The 16126-nt window shown below is 39.9% G+C and carries 17 protein-coding genes; 3 read left to right on the top strand and 14 right to left on the bottom strand.

Translation table 11 applies throughout. The annotated features are described in order from the left end of the window. Window positions 1-14: 14 nt before the first annotated feature. The 4 genes from HRJ06_RS11365 to ku form a co-directional block, all read right to left on the bottom strand. A complete protein-coding gene (locus HRJ06_RS11365) occupies window positions 15-512 on the bottom strand; it encodes a metallophosphoesterase family protein (protein WP_174733042.1) in 498 nt (165 codons plus the stop codon). A gap of 67 nt (window positions 513-579) precedes the next feature. After that, complete coding sequence (locus HRJ06_RS11360; RefSeq protein ID WP_174733041.1) at window positions 580-1107, bottom strand: hypothetical protein; 528 nt, start codon at window positions 1105-1107, stop codon at window positions 580-582. A gap of 209 nt (window positions 1108-1316) precedes the next feature. Further along, the gene (gene glpK, locus HRJ06_RS11355; RefSeq protein WP_174733040.1) at window positions 1317-2807 is read right to left on the bottom strand and encodes a glycerol kinase GlpK; all 1491 of its coding nucleotides are present in this window, start codon (window positions 2805-2807) and stop codon (window positions 1317-1319) included. A gap of 325 nt (window positions 2808-3132) precedes the next feature. Next, window positions 3133-3972 (bottom strand): non-homologous end joining protein Ku, encoded by an 840-nt coding sequence (ku, locus tag HRJ06_RS11350; protein WP_174733039.1) that lies wholly within the window; start codon window positions 3970-3972, stop codon window positions 3133-3135. A 142-nt stretch (window positions 3973-4114) separates the two neighbouring features. On the opposite strand from ku, the gene HRJ06_RS11345 reads away from it, so the two are divergent. Then, a complete protein-coding gene (locus HRJ06_RS11345) occupies window positions 4115-5956 on the top strand; it encodes a DNA ligase D (RefSeq protein ID WP_174733038.1) in 1842 nt (613 codons plus the stop codon). Window positions 5957-6019: 63 nt separating this feature from the next. Here the strand turns inward: HRJ06_RS11345 and dapF are convergent, their stop codons facing one another. The 10 genes from dapF to HRJ06_RS11295 all read right to left on the bottom strand — a co-directional run bounded on the left by dapF (window position 6020) and on the right by HRJ06_RS11295 (window position 14395). Further along, complete coding sequence (gene dapF / locus HRJ06_RS11340) at window positions 6020-7009, bottom strand: diaminopimelate epimerase (RefSeq protein ID WP_174733037.1); 990 nt, start codon at window positions 7007-7009, stop codon at window positions 6020-6022. Window positions 7010-7116: 107 nt separating this feature from the next. After that, window positions 7117-8370 (bottom strand): EAL and HDOD domain-containing protein, encoded by a 1254-nt coding sequence (locus HRJ06_RS11335; RefSeq protein ID WP_174733036.1) that lies wholly within the window; start codon window positions 8368-8370, stop codon window positions 7117-7119. 108 nt (window positions 8371-8478) lie between these two features. Further along, window positions 8479-9054 (bottom strand): TlpA disulfide reductase family protein, encoded by a 576-nt coding sequence (locus tag HRJ06_RS11330; protein ID WP_174733035.1) that lies wholly within the window; start codon window positions 9052-9054, stop codon window positions 8479-8481. A gap of 282 nt (window positions 9055-9336) precedes the next feature. Further along, window positions 9337-9666 (bottom strand): four-helix bundle copper-binding protein, encoded by a 330-nt coding sequence (locus HRJ06_RS11325; RefSeq protein ID WP_174733034.1) that lies wholly within the window; start codon window positions 9664-9666, stop codon window positions 9337-9339. Between the two features lie 68 nt (window positions 9667-9734). Beyond that, window positions 9735-10514 (bottom strand): hypothetical protein, encoded by a 780-nt coding sequence (locus HRJ06_RS11320; protein WP_174733033.1) that lies wholly within the window; start codon window positions 10512-10514, stop codon window positions 9735-9737. Window positions 10515-10812: 298 nt separating this feature from the next. Next, window positions 10813-11658, bottom strand: coding sequence for a patatin-like phospholipase family protein (locus tag HRJ06_RS11315; RefSeq protein ID WP_174733032.1), 846 nt, complete (start codon window positions 11656-11658; stop codon window positions 10813-10815). Window positions 11659-11782: 124 nt separating this feature from the next. Further along, window positions 11783-12562, bottom strand: coding sequence for an ABC transporter permease (locus HRJ06_RS11310; RefSeq protein WP_174733031.1), 780 nt, complete (start codon window positions 12560-12562; stop codon window positions 11783-11785). After that, window positions 12559-13467 carry an ABC transporter ATP-binding protein gene (locus tag HRJ06_RS11305; RefSeq protein ID WP_174733030.1) on the bottom strand — a complete coding sequence of 303 codons (909 nt, stop codon included), beginning with the start codon at window positions 13465-13467 and terminating at the stop codon, window positions 12559-12561. Before HRJ06_RS11305 ends, HRJ06_RS11310 begins: the two co-directional genes overlap by 4 nt. Next, window positions 13468-13668 (bottom strand): PLDc N-terminal domain-containing protein, encoded by a 201-nt coding sequence (locus HRJ06_RS11300; RefSeq protein ID WP_174733029.1) that lies wholly within the window; start codon window positions 13666-13668, stop codon window positions 13468-13470. A gap of 406 nt (window positions 13669-14074) precedes the next feature. Then, window positions 14075-14395, bottom strand: coding sequence for a DUF4870 domain-containing protein (locus HRJ06_RS11295; protein ID WP_174733028.1), 321 nt, complete (start codon window positions 14393-14395; stop codon window positions 14075-14077). Window positions 14396-14549: 154 nt separating this feature from the next. Here HRJ06_RS11295 and HRJ06_RS11290 point away from each other — a divergent pair, with 154 nt between their 5' ends. Continuing rightward, window positions 14550-15332 (top strand): undecaprenyl-diphosphate phosphatase, encoded by a 783-nt coding sequence (locus HRJ06_RS11290; RefSeq protein ID WP_174733027.1) that lies wholly within the window; start codon window positions 14550-14552, stop codon window positions 15330-15332. A 29-nt stretch (window positions 15333-15361) separates the two neighbouring features. After that, window positions 15362-15946, top strand: a complete 585-nt coding sequence (gene uptA / locus HRJ06_RS11285) for an undecaprenyl phosphate transporter UptA (protein WP_174733026.1) — start codon at window positions 15362-15364, stop codon at window positions 15944-15946. Window positions 15947-16126 lie beyond the last annotated feature (180 nt).

The following is a 16126-nucleotide window of genomic DNA, read 5'->3' as shown; positions in this document are numbered from 1 at the left end:
TACTGTACTATTTTTCATTGCTTATTTTCGTAAAAAATATGTTCAAAAACTGGGCTGGAGTCTAATGATATCTTCCCGTATGAAAATTTCGGCTGTCTGCGTTTATCAGTAGCAGACCCTGGGTTAAACAGTATCTTGCCATTTATTAATTTCTTCATAGGGATGTGAGAATGCCCAAAAATAATACAATCAACCGGCTCATCGGCGAAAGCTTTTAAGGCGCGCTTTTCAGTCGAACTTCCCTTACCATGGCCATGAGTTATTCCTATATTGTAACCATTAATCGATATTAGTTCACGATCTTTCAAAGCTGTTTTAAGTTCAGGGCTATCCGTATTGCCTGTCACACCAATGACCTTGCCAAAGTTAGTTAACTGTTTCCACATTTCGATCGTCTGCCAATCTCCAGCATGAATTATTAAGTCAGCCACTTCTAAATCCTTTACAATAGCTTCTGGAAACTGCTTGGCCATTCTAGGCATATGAGTATCTGAAAGTACGATGATTTGCATATCTTGTCCTTCCAGCAGATTGTTACTGTTATCAACCTGCAAAAAACCTTATTGTGAGAATCCTGTTCTAACGGTCCCTCTTAAATTCTGTGATCTCATAATAATCATTGGTGTCTCGGTACCCATTGTATTCGATATCAAGATCATGAAAATAGCGGTGGAGACTTTGAAGCAGTTTAGCATCCTTCTCCCCGGATGCTACCTGTTCAGCGTAACCGGCTATAGAATTAAAATCCTTTTGAAGGTCAGCATGATCTGTTTCAATTAGAGCCAGCTCAGCTTGAAGTTCAGAAGCTGCCTTTTGCTGGTCTATCCAGCTAACCGCCTTAAGCCCGCCCCAGCCAAGCTTCTGGTTATACCATTCATGATACTCAGCTATAAAGTCTCCAACGTTTTTAAATTCTGATGCCCCTTCATTAAATTGAGCTTCTTCCTCTAACGGCCCGTCAACTTCGTCTGGCAGGTTTGCTTTTTCCTGTAAGGTTTGTTCTGAAGAAAGGTTTAAGTAATGATATCCCCAATAGGTACCAAGCACCCCAATAACAAGGATTAAAGGGATAATAAATATTTTCCGGTTCAATGTCTTATTTTTCAATACCCCGCACCTCCCTGTTCAAACGTGTCATAATAGTGAAAGACGTAGCTTCAATCGACTCCTGACCTCGAAAGCTTCTGCTTACCTTCCCTTGTTTCCCCGTGGATTTTCAGCCGCTCTGCTATTGTCAATTAGCTGATCTGCCAACTTTTCTCCGAAAAATTTAGTCCCTGCAAGTGTTAGTAGCATCCAGAATTATTTATTACTCCCTACTTAAACATCATTGCCGCATTAACGGCTTTTTTCCAGCCGCTATAAAGAGTGCTCCGAATGTCATCATCCATTGAGGGATCAAACCGTCTTTGAACAGCCCACTGCTGCGATATTTCTTCTTTGTCGCTCCAGAATCCAGTAGCAAGGCCAGCTAAATAGGCTGCTCCTAGTGCCGTCGTCTCGCTTATTGTAGGCCGCTCCACAGAAACATCAAGAATATCACTTTGGAATTGCATTAAAAAATTATTGTTAACCACTCCACCGTCCACTCTAAGGGTTTTCAAGGTAATTCCTGAATCTGCTTCCATTGCAGAAAGGACATCCTTGGTTTGATAGGCTAAAGATTCCAGGGTTGCCCGGACAAAATGTTCTTTGCTCGTGCCTCTAGTTAACCCAAACACCGCTCCCCGTACATCACTATCCCAATAGGGCGTTCCTAAACCAACAAAAGCAGGGACAACGTAAACTCCGTCGGCAGATTGTGTTTTTTCTGCATAACTCTCACTGTCTGCAGAAGTTTTTATCATTCTTAGACCATCACGCAGCCATTGGATTGCTGAACCGGCTACAAATATACTTCCTTCGAGAGCATATTCCACCTTACCATCTATTCCCCAAGCAATTGTAGTTAATAATCCATGCTCCGATTGAACAGCTTTCTCCCCTGTGTTCATAAGCAGAAAACAACCGGTTCCATATGTATTTTTCCCCATACCGGGTTCAAAGCAAGCCTGACCAAACAGAGCAGCCTGCTGATCACCAGCCACTCCGGCAATGGGAATCTTTTGTCCGAAAAAATGCTGTGTATCTGTATGAGCATAAATCATTGATGAAGGATGGACTTCAGGCAGCATGCTCTCCGGAACATTAAGAATTTGGAGTATTTCTTTATCCCATTTCAAATCATGAATATTAAATAGTAAGGTACGTGAAGCGTTTGAGTAATCAGTAACATGTGCCGCTCCTCCAGATAGCTTCCAAATTAGCCAAGTATCTATTGTACCAAACAGAAGCTTTCCCTGCTCGGCTTTAGCTCGCGCTCCATTCACATGATCCAATATCCATTTAACCTTAGTTCCAGAAAAATAAGGATCAATTAACAGGCCAGTTTTTTTCCTGAACAGCTGATCATGGCCTTCCTCTTTGAGTTTTTCACAAATGCTGCTCGTCTGCCTCGATTGCCAAACGATTGCGTTATATACAGGAATCCCTGTCTCTTTGTCCCAGATTACCGTCGTTTCCCGCTGATTCGTTATGCCAATTCCAGCAATTTGCCCGGGTTTAACACCTGATTCAGATAGGACAGTGGCGATAACGGATAAAATCGATCCCCAAATTTCATTAGCGTTATGTTCTACCCACCCTGGCTTAGGAAAGTGCTGATTAAATTCCTTTTGCGAGGTATGAACAATATTCCCATCATTATTAAACAAGATTGCCCTGGAGCTTGTTGTTCCTTGATCCAAGGATAAAATGTATTTCTCCACCGAAATCTCCCCCTGTCCTTAATATACCTATTTTAACCATTTCCTTAATAACAGTCTATTCAGAAAGGTTCTGATCAGGATACAAGCAAGAAAGCCTGTTCCCTAAAGAGATTGGATTCTTTGTCAATAATTTTGCATACTACGCCTTGTCTTTTTTAACAAACTGAAACTCAATAATGTGCAAGCAAAACTAGCAGATTCCTGCAAAGATTATTTGTTCTTAGCGAAAACTGAAGAATTCATGAATATAGTCAATAAATTTTTCTAATAATCAAAAAACCGATTCTGCGTAAAAGCGGAATCGGTTTACTGATCTAGAGTGTGTCTATGCTTGTTTCTTCTTTGCTTTGGGCGAAGCTGCTTTCTTTTTTCGAGTGGCAGGTGCTTTTTCAGGTTTTGTTTTATCAATAGATGCCTGGAGGGCTGCCATTAGATCTGTAACATTTGCAGCTGGTTCCTTTTCGGTTGGCGTAACAAATTCCTGTCCAGTTCGCTTCGCTTCAATTAGTTCCAGAAGAGAGGCCCGATACTCATCCGTGTACTTGCCCGGTTCAAACTCAGCGGTTAGCTGGTCAATGAGCATTATAGCTGTATCAAGCTCTTTTTGGGTGATCTTTTCATCCGCTGGTACATTAGGAACATCACTGGCTTTCCGGACTTCGTCAGGATAATGGATCGTTTCCATCACAAGAGTGTTTTCATATACTCTAATAACAGCCATCTGCTCTTTAGAACGGATGATCATCTTTGCGATTCCGACCTTTTGGGACTCTTCTAAAGCTTTCCTTAACAAGGAGTAAGCTTTGCCACCACCTTCATTGGGTGACATATAATAGCTTCTATTGTAATAAATTGGATCAATTTCCTCGATTTTTACAAAATCCACAATTTCAACTGCTCTATCTTCATTTGCTTCTTTTAATTTACTTAGTTCATCTTCCTCAAGCACAACGAATTTACCTTTTGTATACTCATAAGCTCTGACGATATCTTCACTGGTTACCTCTTTTTCACATACAGGACATACCTTCTCATACTTTATTGGGGAATGGCATTCCTTATGAAGGGTCCTCAGCTTAATATCTTTATCCTCTGTTGCTGTATGAAGCTTAATCGGGATATTAACAAGGCCAAAACTTATGCTTCCCTTCCACATTGTATGCATCGCATTTTCTCCAATCTAATTATTGATTATCTTTAATTTACGCAGATCCCAGTACCCAATGCATTAAAAGATTTGCCAGCCGACTATTTTTAGTGGTAGTTGGAAAAATTAGTGTAAAAGGAGTATGGAGAGGAGTGGTGAAGTGAAACCAATGCTGCCAACATTAAGTTTTGATGTGCCGGTCGGGGAAGAATGGCGTTATGAAGTAAAGTATGATGGCTTTAGGGCTATTTTAGAATGGGATCAAAACATTATGCTTTCAAGTCGAAACGGCAATCCTCTCGACAGCCTGTTTCCCGAGATTAAGAATTTTCTTTTATCTCATGAAGAAATTTTTCGGCCTTTTTTGCCATTAACACTGGATGGTGAAGTAGTGTTGCTTGCAAACCCTTATAAATCTAATTTTGGCGAGGTCCAGGTCAGAGGAAGAATGCGTTCAGATGAGCGAATTCACGAACAGTCTTCCAAAAAGCCATGCCATCTAATGATTTTTGATTTGTTGAGACTAAAAGGGGAAAACATGTCGAATCAACCCTACGATAAACGGAGGAATCAGCTTATCGCCTTATTCCAAGAAACCGGGCTTCCACTTGATCCCCAAATGGATTCGGACCGTTTAGTGCAGCTTGTTCCCTCTAAAAGTGACTTCAATTCATTATGGGAAAAAGTGACTTTGTTTGACGGAGAAGGCATTGTTGCAAAGAAGCAGAACAGCTCTTGGCAGGAAGGGAAAAGGACGGAAGCTTGGCTTAAATATAAAAATTTTAAATATGTATCATGCATTATTACTGCTTATGAAAAAGCGAATGGCTACTTTTCAATCGCCGTTCTTAAGGATTCCGAGCCAGTTCAGATAGGAACTGTATTATTTGGATTTAAACCCGAAGAAAAATCTGCCCTTTTTGAAACCATAAAACAAAACAAACTCTCTGAGGATAAACGATTTTTGTATGCCGCCCCTGCTATATGCATTGAGGTCAAATACCTTGAATTGTATCAAGGAGAACTGCGCGAGCCACATTTTCATAAATTCCGATTCGATTTGTCTCCTGACGCCTGTACGTTTGAAAGGTTTTTACAACAGCAAAAAAATCTGCCAGAGGACATACAAATTACTCACCCAGACAAGCCGCTCTGGGGAGAGCCTCTTATTCAAAAGATGGATTATATCAACTATCTTAGAGACATTTCACCATACATGCTCCCTTTTCTAAAAGATCGGGTGCTTACAGTTATCCGTTATCCTCATGGAGTCGTCGGCGGTGAGGCTTTTTATCAAAAAAACAGGCCTGATTATGCTCCAGATTTCGTGCAAACTCATGTTGAGGAGGGAATCGATTATATAGTTTGTAATAATCTTAAGACTTTTCTTTGGCTGGGCAATCAAATTGCAATTGAATACCATATCCCATTTCAAACGATTCACAGCAAGGGGCCCAGCGAAATTGTATTTGATCTTGATCCCCCATCAAAAGATGCTTTCCAGCTCGCCATTAAAGCAGCTCTTTTGATAAAAACTGTACTAGACCAGCTAAATCTGATTAGTTTCATTAAAACGTCCGGGAATAAAGGACTTCAAATTTATATCCCCTTGCCAGAAAACAAATTCTCTTATGAGGATACTCGGCTGTTTACCGAGTTTGTTGCACAATACTTAATCTCAAGTGATCCAGATTCGTTTACAATTGAAAGACTGAAGAAAAATCGCGGCAGCCGCCTGTATGTGGATTATATACAGCACAGTGCCGGAAAAACGATTGTTGCACCTTTTTCACCAAGGGGAAATCCGCGTGCTACAGTAGCAGCACCATTGTTTTGGGATGAGGTGGATGAGACTCTGTCAATGGAACGCTTTCAAATTACCTCGATGGTCCAGCGGATTAAAAAGGACGGCAACCCGTTTGCTGAATATTTTTCTGCCAAGGAAGAACAGCTCTTTGAACCGGTTCTTAATTTTTTAAAAGGACAACAAAGTAAAGTCTAAATGGAACATTCGAAAACAAGTTAAAAAAAGAGCAGCGAGATTAATTTATCCCGCTGCTCCTTTTTAGTTCTGGATATATTTTGCTACCACTGTTTGAGCGTGCTCTTGAAGTTTTGAGTAACTTTCTTCCTCCAATAGCTCCTGCTTGCTAAGAATCTCCGCTCGTGCTTTTCCGCCATCAAAATGAACATATAGAGAAGCCTGGTACAGGTACGTGGCATTCCCGATTAAATCAATCGTATAATCATCTTGGTTTTTATGGACAATGCAACGAACCATTCCACCATTATTAAACACGTTTACGGGTGTTTCAATATTGCTAATTCCAAGTAGAGTGGTAACGAGAGTTGAAGCAGACATTGCCGTCCCGCAAGCGTTTGTAAAACCGACTCCCCGCTCATAGGTACGCACATAAATTCCTTCTCCATCCAGAATCTTTACAAAGCTGACATTCACGCCATCAGGGAACAATTCATTGGGACCATTCACTGATTGACTGATGTTTTTCTGCAAATCAGACTGAATTTGCACGCTTTCAACTACCGAAACCAGATGCGGGTTCGGAACAGCTAGAGCTGTAAACACAAGTTCGTTTGATAGCGATGAAATCTGGTCATTTATTAATGTGTTACGTTCAATCCTTAATGGCAGGTCTTCCAGCTGGAAGGAAACCGGTGAAATTTCGACTTTATAGGTTGGGATTCCCGGATAAATATTTTCCTCTATTCCAACACGGAGGATCGCTTTCATTGTTTCAATTACCGCTTCTTCTTTGCCCTGCTGTTCACATATGTAACGAGCAACACAGCGAAGGCCATTCCCGCACATGGCAGCCTCGGAACCGTCTGAGTTGAACACACGCATTCTGCCATCAGCCTTTTCACTGTTCTGGACAAAAAGGATCCCGTCAGCGCCCAGGGATTCCTCTCTGCTGCAGAGATTCCGGGCAAGTTCAGCTCTTTGTTCTTCTGTAATTGTATAATTATTGCTAATTTCATCTATGAGTAAAAAGTCATTTCCAGATCCATGACACTTTATTAATTCTAAATTCATAATTTACCCTCCAAAAGCATTGATATAATAAAAGATGCCATAAATTGCACCATAGTTCAATTTATTTCGTCAAAATATAAAAAAATCCCGCCATATACATGACAGGATCATAATGTCTCTTTTAAAAATGATTCCTTCTCAAGCATGCGGTTTGACCAGTTAACGGCTTCGCCGTACGCCCTGAATAAATCAACAGCCTCAAATCCCATGCTTTTGCATCTTTTATTTATTTGGCTCCATTCCGCCTTTTCTGCTATTAATGCCAAATCTAATGTTTCTTTGTATGTATTAGGCTTGCCTTTTAATGCCTCACTAATATCTTCTTGAAGCGGCAGGTCAATTAAAATTTGATCCATTGGTACCCCAGTTATTGTATCCATACATGAAAGCATTCCAGTTAGGAAATATGAAGCAGCAGGAGCCGGTTTTGCTGACATACTTGCAACGGACTCACACATCTTCCCCCTAATTAAGCATAACCGGACAGCTTCCTCTGACAGCATCTTTTTTGTACCTGTTGATTCTCTTACAGCAAGAACATAAATCCACTTTTGTATTTCAATTAATCCCAGCAACACAATTGCTTGGCGGATAGACTTGATTTTGCTCTTTGGCCGGTATGCTGGTGAATTGATAAGTTTAAGCAGTTTGAATGTTAATGACAGATCACGTTCTATTAATTCTGTTAGAGCGTCAATACTAGGTTCAGTAACGGACAGCATCTGAATCATCTCAAAGTAAGACTGGAATGAAACTGGAATATCATAGGAAGATACGATCACCGGCTTAGCAAAATAGTAACCTTGAAAATACTGGTACCCTGCTCGTTTTGCTTCTTCAAGTTGTTGTCTCGTTTCAACCTTTTCCGCAAGAAGCTTAACATTCAGACTTTTAGCGACTTTCTCCATTTTCACCCTTGTTTCTCTAGTTGTTGACAGGAAATCAATCTTTGCCAGGTCTGCCACCTCTAGAAGCTTTCTAGAATAAGGATTTAAGTCGTCTAAAACAAAATCATCAAGCGCCAATTTATAACCGAGGCTTTTCAATTCGTGGCAAATTACTAATAACTCTGGCCCAGGATTGATCGTTTCCAGCAGCTCCACAACGATATCTCTAGGAGGGAAGTAGGTTGGCAGCCTTAATTGAAGAAGCTTTTCTGTGAAATTCACGAAACACGGTTTTCCATTTGAAAGCTTATCAATTCCAATGTTAAGAAAACTAGTTATAATGACATCTGCAGTAGCCTGTTCGCCATTAATATCAGGATACTCATTTGTCTGATCGTTTCGGTAAAGCAATTCATAACCATATATTTTCTCATTTTCATCATAAATTGGCTGCCTTGCAACAAATACTTCCATTTTAAAACCCCCGTTGACCTGTTGTCTTAATTATATAAAATGCCCGGCTCAAAAATTTGTCGAAAGATGCTGTAATGCAAAAAAACCTGACAACGGATCATTATAGGACTAAGGAAGTTTTGCGATTTCTTTTTCAATATATTCCTCTGTCATACCGCCAATTACTTTGGACCGAATTACACCATCTGAGTCTATAAAGAAACTGGTGGGATAAGCCATAATTTCATATTCTGCGGAAACTGTTCCCTTTTCATCCATTGGAATCGGAAAAGTTAACTGATTGGCCTCAACAAACTCAGAAGCATCCCCCGGTTTCTTTTCAGTTGTTGTAATATTGACAGCCAAAATCTCAAATCCATCATCCTGATATTGCTCATACAATTTTTGCATATAGGGCATTTCTGCCTTGCAAGGAGGACACCAGCTTGCCCAGAAATTTAAAAGAACCTTTTTCCCCTGGTAATCCTGTAAGCTTACTGTGTTTCCATTTAAGTCGGTAAGAGTAAACTCAGGGGCCAAATTTTCAGCTTCGATTCCGTATGGGAGCTGATCAGGATTTTCCAGTTTTTCATATTTATCTGCTTGTTCTATTTGATTGATTAAACCCTTTTGCTTTAAAACAAATGTATCGACAATAAACAAAGCCGCTAGTATAAACGCAGCAATTACAAGAAATTTTTTCATGTTTTCCTCCAAAAAAATCCATCATAAACGAGTTCAACAAACGGTAAGATTTGTTGCTCAATCTATCATAACTGTTATTTTAATCTTTTACATCCATTTTACCTTACCGTTCATTAACATTTCATTATTTATTTGTCTTTAAGGAGCCTTTATAACTTTTGATACTAAATTGAGTTTAAGAATAATATCAAAAACTCTAGAATAAGAATTAGCACAAGCTCCTAAACAATAAAAAAACCAGCTATATCGCTGGTTTAATATCTTTATTAAATCTTAAAATGATTAAGCCGCCATTTTACGGCATTCTTCAGCACACCGGAAACAGGCTTCTGCACACCTTTGGCAATGTTCGTGGTCATGCTTTTTGCATTCTTCCGCACATGCCGTGCAAATGTCAGCGCAAAGTTTACAAATGTTTTTTGCAAAGGGGCTGTTTCTTTGCATTGCAGACGCTGCATAACTGCATACTTCCGCACATTCACGGTCAAGCCTGATGCATTCCGACATCATTTTGACATTATCCTCGTGTAAACATGCATCGAAACAGACATTGCAAGCCTCCATACACTCCAGGCAAGCTTTGATACACTCATTATACTGATCATCAGTCATTAAACTCCTCCTCCATCAGAAAAATACTAATCAATAGTCTCTAGCCTGATGTATGGTGAATTAAACATTTAGTGATCATAATATAAAAAGTCAGTAGTAATACTGCCGATTATAGTGAGTCTCTCCCTCATTGTTGCGGTTGGGTGAAAAACTATCACAGGTGTATTAGGATCTGGAAAGTTATTCTCCCACTTTAATGGCATCCACCCTCTCCGAAGACGCCCTGCTATTTCACCCTTTTGTGAAATATATTTAGTATCAGTGAAAAGCATGGAACCATTAACCTCCAGAGTTGAACCATCCATAATCTTTACACTATTCCTTCTTACCTTTCCTGAATTCTTTAAGTGTGCAATTAGTACAGTGTCTATATCATAAATACTAGTGCCGTGTTTTTTGGAAATGATGATTTTCCCCACTAATTGTTTATTTTGATCATAAATCAGAAATGTTTTTTTAAAATACCGGTCAATGAATACAGGGATTAGCCATCTCCATTTTGCTGGGTCCATCTCTTTTATTTCACCTGCCAGTCTTCCCCCCGGCTCAAATAACATCATTCTTAAAGCAGGCGCTGGTAAAAAGCCGATGAGTAACTCATTCTGAAGCAATATTGGACTATCGATATGGTTTACAGGTCTGGTTTGCCTAGATATGTTGAGATATTTCATGTAAGCTTGATACTGAAAAAAACAATAGATTAAAAAAGGCAGTGTAATAAGAGCTATAGGTGGCCTTATTGGGAGGGCTAGACTACCTGCAATGAAAATTGCCACAATCAAGCTAGAGGCAATACAAGCATAAAGAAATGAAGCTGCCTGACTACGATAAAAATGTTCTGTGGTCATGAAGAATGCACCTCGTCTATTAAATCCTGTCTCTTCTAGTCTATTGATTTAAGGCTATTTTCATTCTGACTTTCTCTCATTGAGTAGATCATTTTAAAGACTAGTAATTATTCTGGCTTTCTCAAAGCACAAAAGGCAAGTGAAATAAGGGACCACGAAGGCCCAAGCAATTCGATGTTGACTTATCGCGGGGTTTGGCTAATTACACTGCTCTCTCGGCACTGAAACACTGGACGCAGGCAATGGAACCGCTTATCCACAATATTTCCAAATAAAAGCTGCCTTAATTGGCAGCTTTTTACCAGGCGACAAGCTTTTCAGCAATCCTCTCTGCATCCTTATAGCCAAGGTTGTACAAGTTTTCTAGCTTTACCGGGTCTTTTTCAATCCTTCCGACTTTAATTGGATCAGACGGGCGAATAATTAGAACCTTACCTTGGCGTTCTTGCTCCATTAAATACTGAATTGTTGTATTGTATTTTTGATGCCTCAATGCAATCGCTTCTTGCAAACCCTTGTACATCGGATATTTTCTCTTAAGTAAAAAGTGAAAACGAGAAGGCTTTTTGAAATACCCATCATTTCTGGTTAAAACAACTACATTTCTTTCGTTGCCATCCCGTTCTGACTGCTGGATTGGAATAGGATCACTAATTCCCCCATCAAGCAAAGTTTTACTTTGAAAAATCACTTCAGGGGCTATAAATGGAAGAGAGCTAGATGCTCTTATTAGTGTCAGCAACTGATTCCGGTAGTCTTCTTTTCGGTAATAGACTGGCTTGCCAGTTAAACAATCTGTTGTCCCGATGACAAACTCGGTATTGTTTTTATAAAACACATCATAATGATAAGGAACCAGTTTATTGGGTATTTCATCAAAAATAAAGTCCATCCCAAACACCTGGCGTTTTTTCAACAAGTTTTTCCACGAAATGTAGCGGGAATCTGAGACAAACCCAATGTTTACTTTTTTATTTCTCCCTTTCTGCATGGAAAGGTAGGAAGCAGCATTAGCAGCTCCAGCAGAAACTCCTATGACATATGGAAAGGTAATATCATGTTCTAAAAAGTATTCTAGAACTCCTGCGGTATAAACCCCCCGCATTCCTCCTCCTTCCAAAACAAGGCCTGAATTTACGTTCAACGGTACCCTTCCTTTCTCTCTTTTTATTTATATTATATTGAGATATCATTATATTTCCAGTATTTAGTTTACACAAAAAACAGCCCGGAAGACTAGTTCCGGACAAAGTTTAATTTTAAATAGTTCAGGAGGCTAGTTCTTTCTTTTTAAATACATAAGTGCTACCCATCAGAATCACGATGCAGCAGGCGACAGAAAAAACAATTGAGGAAACCGAATGGTCCTGCAACGTTCCTGTTCTCAAAACTCCTTCAGCATAACCCATTAATTGAGCAGGACTCCATTCAAATATATGTGCTAATGTTCCACTTACGAGGCTTAGGATAATGACGAAGGCCAAGGAGGCTGCTCCTGCAGCTCCTGGAGATTTGAACAGACTGCTAAAAAATATAGTTACTGAAAGTACGAATGAGAGCCATATTCCGTATATAGCGAACGAAATGAATACTTCAACAATAGGAATTTGCTCAAATAAAACTGAAATATAATACCAGCTAGCCAAATAGCCAGCTAGAAAGGATACCCATAATAAACAGAGCATAGCAGCCCACTTAGTTGTAATAAAAGACCCATAGGATACCGGTTTGACAAGTATTAATTCTGCAACACCGCTTTTTCTCTCTCCGGCAACTGCCCCCATTGAAGTAAGGATAATGAGTAACACCCCTATTGTAGAAAATTGGCTTAGACTCATCATCAGTACGTCAACAGGAGCTGGAGTCGGAATTTCGATCACTGTCCCCTCCGGTAGTCCGCCTGCTGCATCCAAAATTTGAGGCATATAAAAAGTGGTTAGTGGGTCCATAACTCCAAGTAAAATAAACGTGATCGGTACCCAGATCCATTTAAAGTTCCTCGCCATTTCCAGCATCTCTTTTTTGAATAAACTGACCCACTGGCTCATTTCTTTACCACCTTCATGAAAATATCCTCCAGTGTCGTTCTGCTGATTTCAAATTTTACGAGCGGCCAATCTTTCTGAACAGCTTCTTTTAGAAGAGTCTTTTTAACAATATCCAGGTCTTTAACAACAAAACTTGCCTTGTTTCCCTCAAATGAGAAAGTCTCGATTGCAGGCATTTGTGCAAACTCACTTAAAAATTTCTTAGCTGGCTCCTTAAAGACAACCTCCATTTTTGATTGTGTATGCCTTGAATTCAGCTGCTCCATTGTGCCAGACTCCACGATTTCCCCATCATGAAGAAATAAAATTTCATCACAAATCTCTTCCGCATCATTTAAAATATGGGTTGAAAATAGTACTGTTGTCTCCTGTTTTAAGTTGTCTAACAACTGTAGAACCTCTCTTCGCCCAAACGGATCTAACGCAGAAACAGGCTCATCTAGCATGATCATTTTTGGACGGTGGATAATCGCCTGGGCAATTCCAAGTCGCTGCTTCATCCCTCCAGAATATTTGCCTATCCGCCGTTTCTTCGACTCAGAGATTCCTACTAATTCAAGCAATTCATCTGCCCGTTTTTTTGATTCCTTTTTTGAAAGCCTCGCTAGCTGGCCAACGTATACAAGGAACTCTTCTCCGGACATCCACTCATAAAAGACGGGGTGCTGTGGCAGATAACCGATAAAGCTTCTAATATCTGTACCTGCCCTTATTCCAGAGAATGATATATCCCCTGAGCTGGGCTTCATTAGCCCCGAGAGCATTCTTAGGGTAGTTGTTTTGCCAGCCCCATTAGGCCCCAAAAGCGCAATACATTTGCCTTGTTCAAGCATAAAACTTAGATTTTTAATCACCTTTATATCTCCAAAACTTTTGACTAGGTTATCAACCTTGATTATAGACATTTAGTGATTTCTCCTTCCGATCACAAAATAAAGGATCGGGCCGATAATGTTAACAAACAAAATAATAATGGCCCAGAGCCACTTAGGACCGTTTGTTTTCTCTATCTTGACAAGGTCAATTAAGGCCACCACAAACAAAACCAGCTGAATAATAAGGATTGGCAGAATTAATGCCCAATTGACAGTTTCTAGTATCTCCACTTACATCTCCTCCAATGTTTTCTCTTGTATTTACCCGTATGACGGTTAAAAAGCAAAAACGTTCATTTGTTTTACGATAATTTTAAAAAGCCAATAAGCCACGTGGTTTTAATCGCCTCATTGGTTTAACGGATGACACGAATGCCAGATATGTATGGGGTTTATGCCATCATAAATAAACCGCTGGATCCATACTTGGACGCCATGCTTCCTATACTGAGCGTAGCGGAGGAAGAGGCCCGGTACCGCCCGCGAAAAGCGTCAACCCGGAGAGGAAATCTAACCACATAGGCTTTTCTATCTTAATTTTAAAATGAAAAAGACCGTAGGCAAACTCAAAATTCTTCGAGTTTGTCTACAGTCTGAAGCCAAAGCAGAAAGCTGTGGCATGATTAGAGCGAATATTTTACAGCAGGCGGAAAATAAATGGGAATCTGTATTCCTTGCCTTCGTACGTTCTAATAGCTGCCACGATAGTAAATACAACCGCCATAATTCCGATTACCCATAATAAAAAGACTCCTATGAGCAAAATGACCAAGATTCCACTGACAATTGAATAGACCGTATAGGAAATAAAGAAATTTAAGTATTCCCTTCCATGATAATCAACAAATGATGACTCATCTTTTTTAATCAGCCAGATAATCAGCGGACCGATAAAAGCGGTGAAAAAACTGATTAAGTATATTCCGGCAGCAAGCAGCCGTTCATCTTTTTCAGGCATTAGCTATCCCCCATTTCCTTTATAGGTAGTTTACGGCACTGTTCTGAAAAAGTTTCACAATAACCCGATAATTATCCTTTATCCAGTTCTTGAAAGAGCCAAACTGAATACATTTGTTATAGACAAAATAAGACAGGCTTAAAGGGTGGTATATATGTTATCTAAAATTGAAGCGTTAATTCTGGGGATTATCCAGGGACTGACCGAATTTTTGCCGATATCTAGTACTGGTCATCTTTATCTTGGCAGACATCTTTTCGGTTTAGATGAGGCTGGGCTGTTTCTAGACACAATGCTCCATATCGGAACACTGCTTGCTGTACTTGTTCTTTACAAAGAAGAATTGCTGACAATTTTTAAAAAGCCATTTGGGAAACTTTCAATGCTGATGATAATTGGAACGATCCCTGCAGTTGTAGTTGGACTGTTATTCAAGGACTGGTTTGATTCTATCTCTAAAACAGGTGTTACGATAGGGTGGGAATTTCTTGTTACAGGGGCTGCTTTATGGATGGCAGACGGAATTAGAAAGGGGAGAAAACAAATGGATGAGATAGGTTATACGGATGCACTGGTAATAGGAACATTTCAGGCGGCGGCCATTCTCCCTGCTGTTTCCCGTTCAGGCCTTACAATTGCAGCAGGCCTCTTCCGGGGATTAAACAAAGAAACTGCTGCTTACTTTTCATTTCTATTATCCATTCCTGCTATTGCTGGAGGCATTGTCTTTCAAGTACCAGAGCTTTTCAGCCAAACTAACGAGGGAATCAGCTTTACCAGTTTATTCTTTGCTACAGTTGCATCTGCTCTATCCGGATATTTTGCGATTGTCTGGATGATTAATTATATTAAAAAAAATTCCCTCAAAATTTTTGCTGTCTATGTGTGGGTTCTTGGACTGGCCGTGTTAGCCCTGCAGTTTAGCGGAGTCTTTTAAGCATTTAAAACAATGGAGGCTTGCGTATAATGAAGGATTGGTTTTTTATTTTTTTTGAATGGCTGTCTGGACACGGATATATTGGAATAGCCCTTGGATTAATGATAGAAATTATTCCGAGCGAAATTGTCCTTGGGTATGGGGGCTACTTAATTGGGCGGAACCAGATCCACTTCCTGGGAGCCTTTTTAGCCGGTGTGTTTGGAGGGACTGCAGCACAGCTCTTTTTATACTGGATGGGTCTATACGGAGGGAGGCCTTTCCTGGATAAGTATGGGAAATATCTATTTATCTCAAAAAAACATTTAGACGCTTCAGAAGCCTGGTTTGAAAAGTACGGAACTGGAATGATTTTCACCGCCAGATTTATACCCGTGATCCGTCATGCCATTTCAATCCCTGCTGGCATTGCCCGGATGCCCCTGTCCAGATTTACGTTATATACTGTAGCTGCAATGATTCCATGGACAGTCCTATTCTTACTCATGGGGATCGAACTTGGCGAGCATTGGCGTGATATTAAGGTATACGCAGGTCCTGTTATGCTTCCAATCATTTTCTTGGCATTCCTGTCTGCTGCCGCTTATTATTTCTATAAAACCAAGGCTAGATGAGCTTTGAACAGTGCATTGAAAACTACCTGATAGAAATTAAGTTTCGTCATTTTCTGCAGCGTTTTTCAGCTCAAAATCCTATGCGAATCACACCAGATAACCCTTGCAAAGAACAATCGTTTCTAGCTAATTACCTTTGTAGAATTTTGGCAATAAATCTCTAAAAATATTGGCAAATTA

This window comes from Mesobacillus harenae (assembly GCF_013343715.1).
Classification (GTDB): domain Bacteria; phylum Bacillota; class Bacilli; order Bacillales; family Cytobacillaceae; genus Mesobacillus_A; species Mesobacillus_A harenae.
Note: the sequence above shows the minus strand (reverse complement) of the source record. Positions and strands in the feature narration are given on the sequence as shown.

Excerpts from the sequence above, each read along its gene's own strand:
- HRJ06_RS11305 (WP_174733030.1), bottom strand. The coding sequence starts at position 13,467 with ATGTCTATAATCAAGGTTGATAACCTAGTCAAAAGTTTTGGAGATATA.
- HRJ06_RS11290 (WP_174733027.1), top strand. The coding sequence starts at position 14,550 with ATGTTATCTAAAATTGAAGCGTTAATTCTGGGGATTATCCAGGGACTG.
- HRJ06_RS11310 (WP_174733031.1), bottom strand. The coding sequence starts at position 12,562 with ATGAGCCAGTGGGTCAGTTTATTCAAAAAAGAGATGCTGGAAATGGCG.
- HRJ06_RS11330 (WP_174733035.1), bottom strand. The coding sequence starts at position 9,054 with ATGAAAAAATTTCTTGTAATTGCTGCGTTTATACTAGCGGCTTTGTTT.
- HRJ06_RS11320 (WP_174733033.1), bottom strand. The coding sequence starts at position 10,514 with ATGACCACAGAACATTTTTATCGTAGTCAGGCAGCTTCATTTCTTTAT.
- HRJ06_RS11335 (WP_174733036.1), bottom strand. The coding sequence starts at position 8,370 with ATGGAAGTATTTGTTGCAAGGCAGCCAATTTATGATGAAAATGAGAAA.
- uptA (WP_174733026.1), top strand. The coding sequence starts at position 15,362 with ATGAAGGATTGGTTTTTTATTTTTTTTGAATGGCTGTCTGGACACGGA.
- HRJ06_RS11365 (WP_174733042.1), bottom strand. The coding sequence starts at position 512 with ATGCAAATCATCGTACTTTCAGATACTCATATGCCTAGAATGGCCAAG.
- dapF (WP_174733037.1), bottom strand. The coding sequence starts at position 7,009 with ATGAATTTAGAATTAATAAAGTGTCATGGATCTGGAAATGACTTTTTA.
- HRJ06_RS11325 (WP_174733034.1), bottom strand. The coding sequence starts at position 9,666 with ATGACTGATGATCAGTATAATGAGTGTATCAAAGCTTGCCTGGAGTGT.
- HRJ06_RS11295 (WP_174733028.1), bottom strand. The coding sequence starts at position 14,395 with ATGCCTGAAAAAGATGAACGGCTGCTTGCTGCCGGAATATACTTAATC.
- ku (WP_174733039.1), bottom strand. The coding sequence starts at position 3,972 with ATGCATACAATGTGGAAGGGAAGCATAAGTTTTGGCCTTGTTAATATC.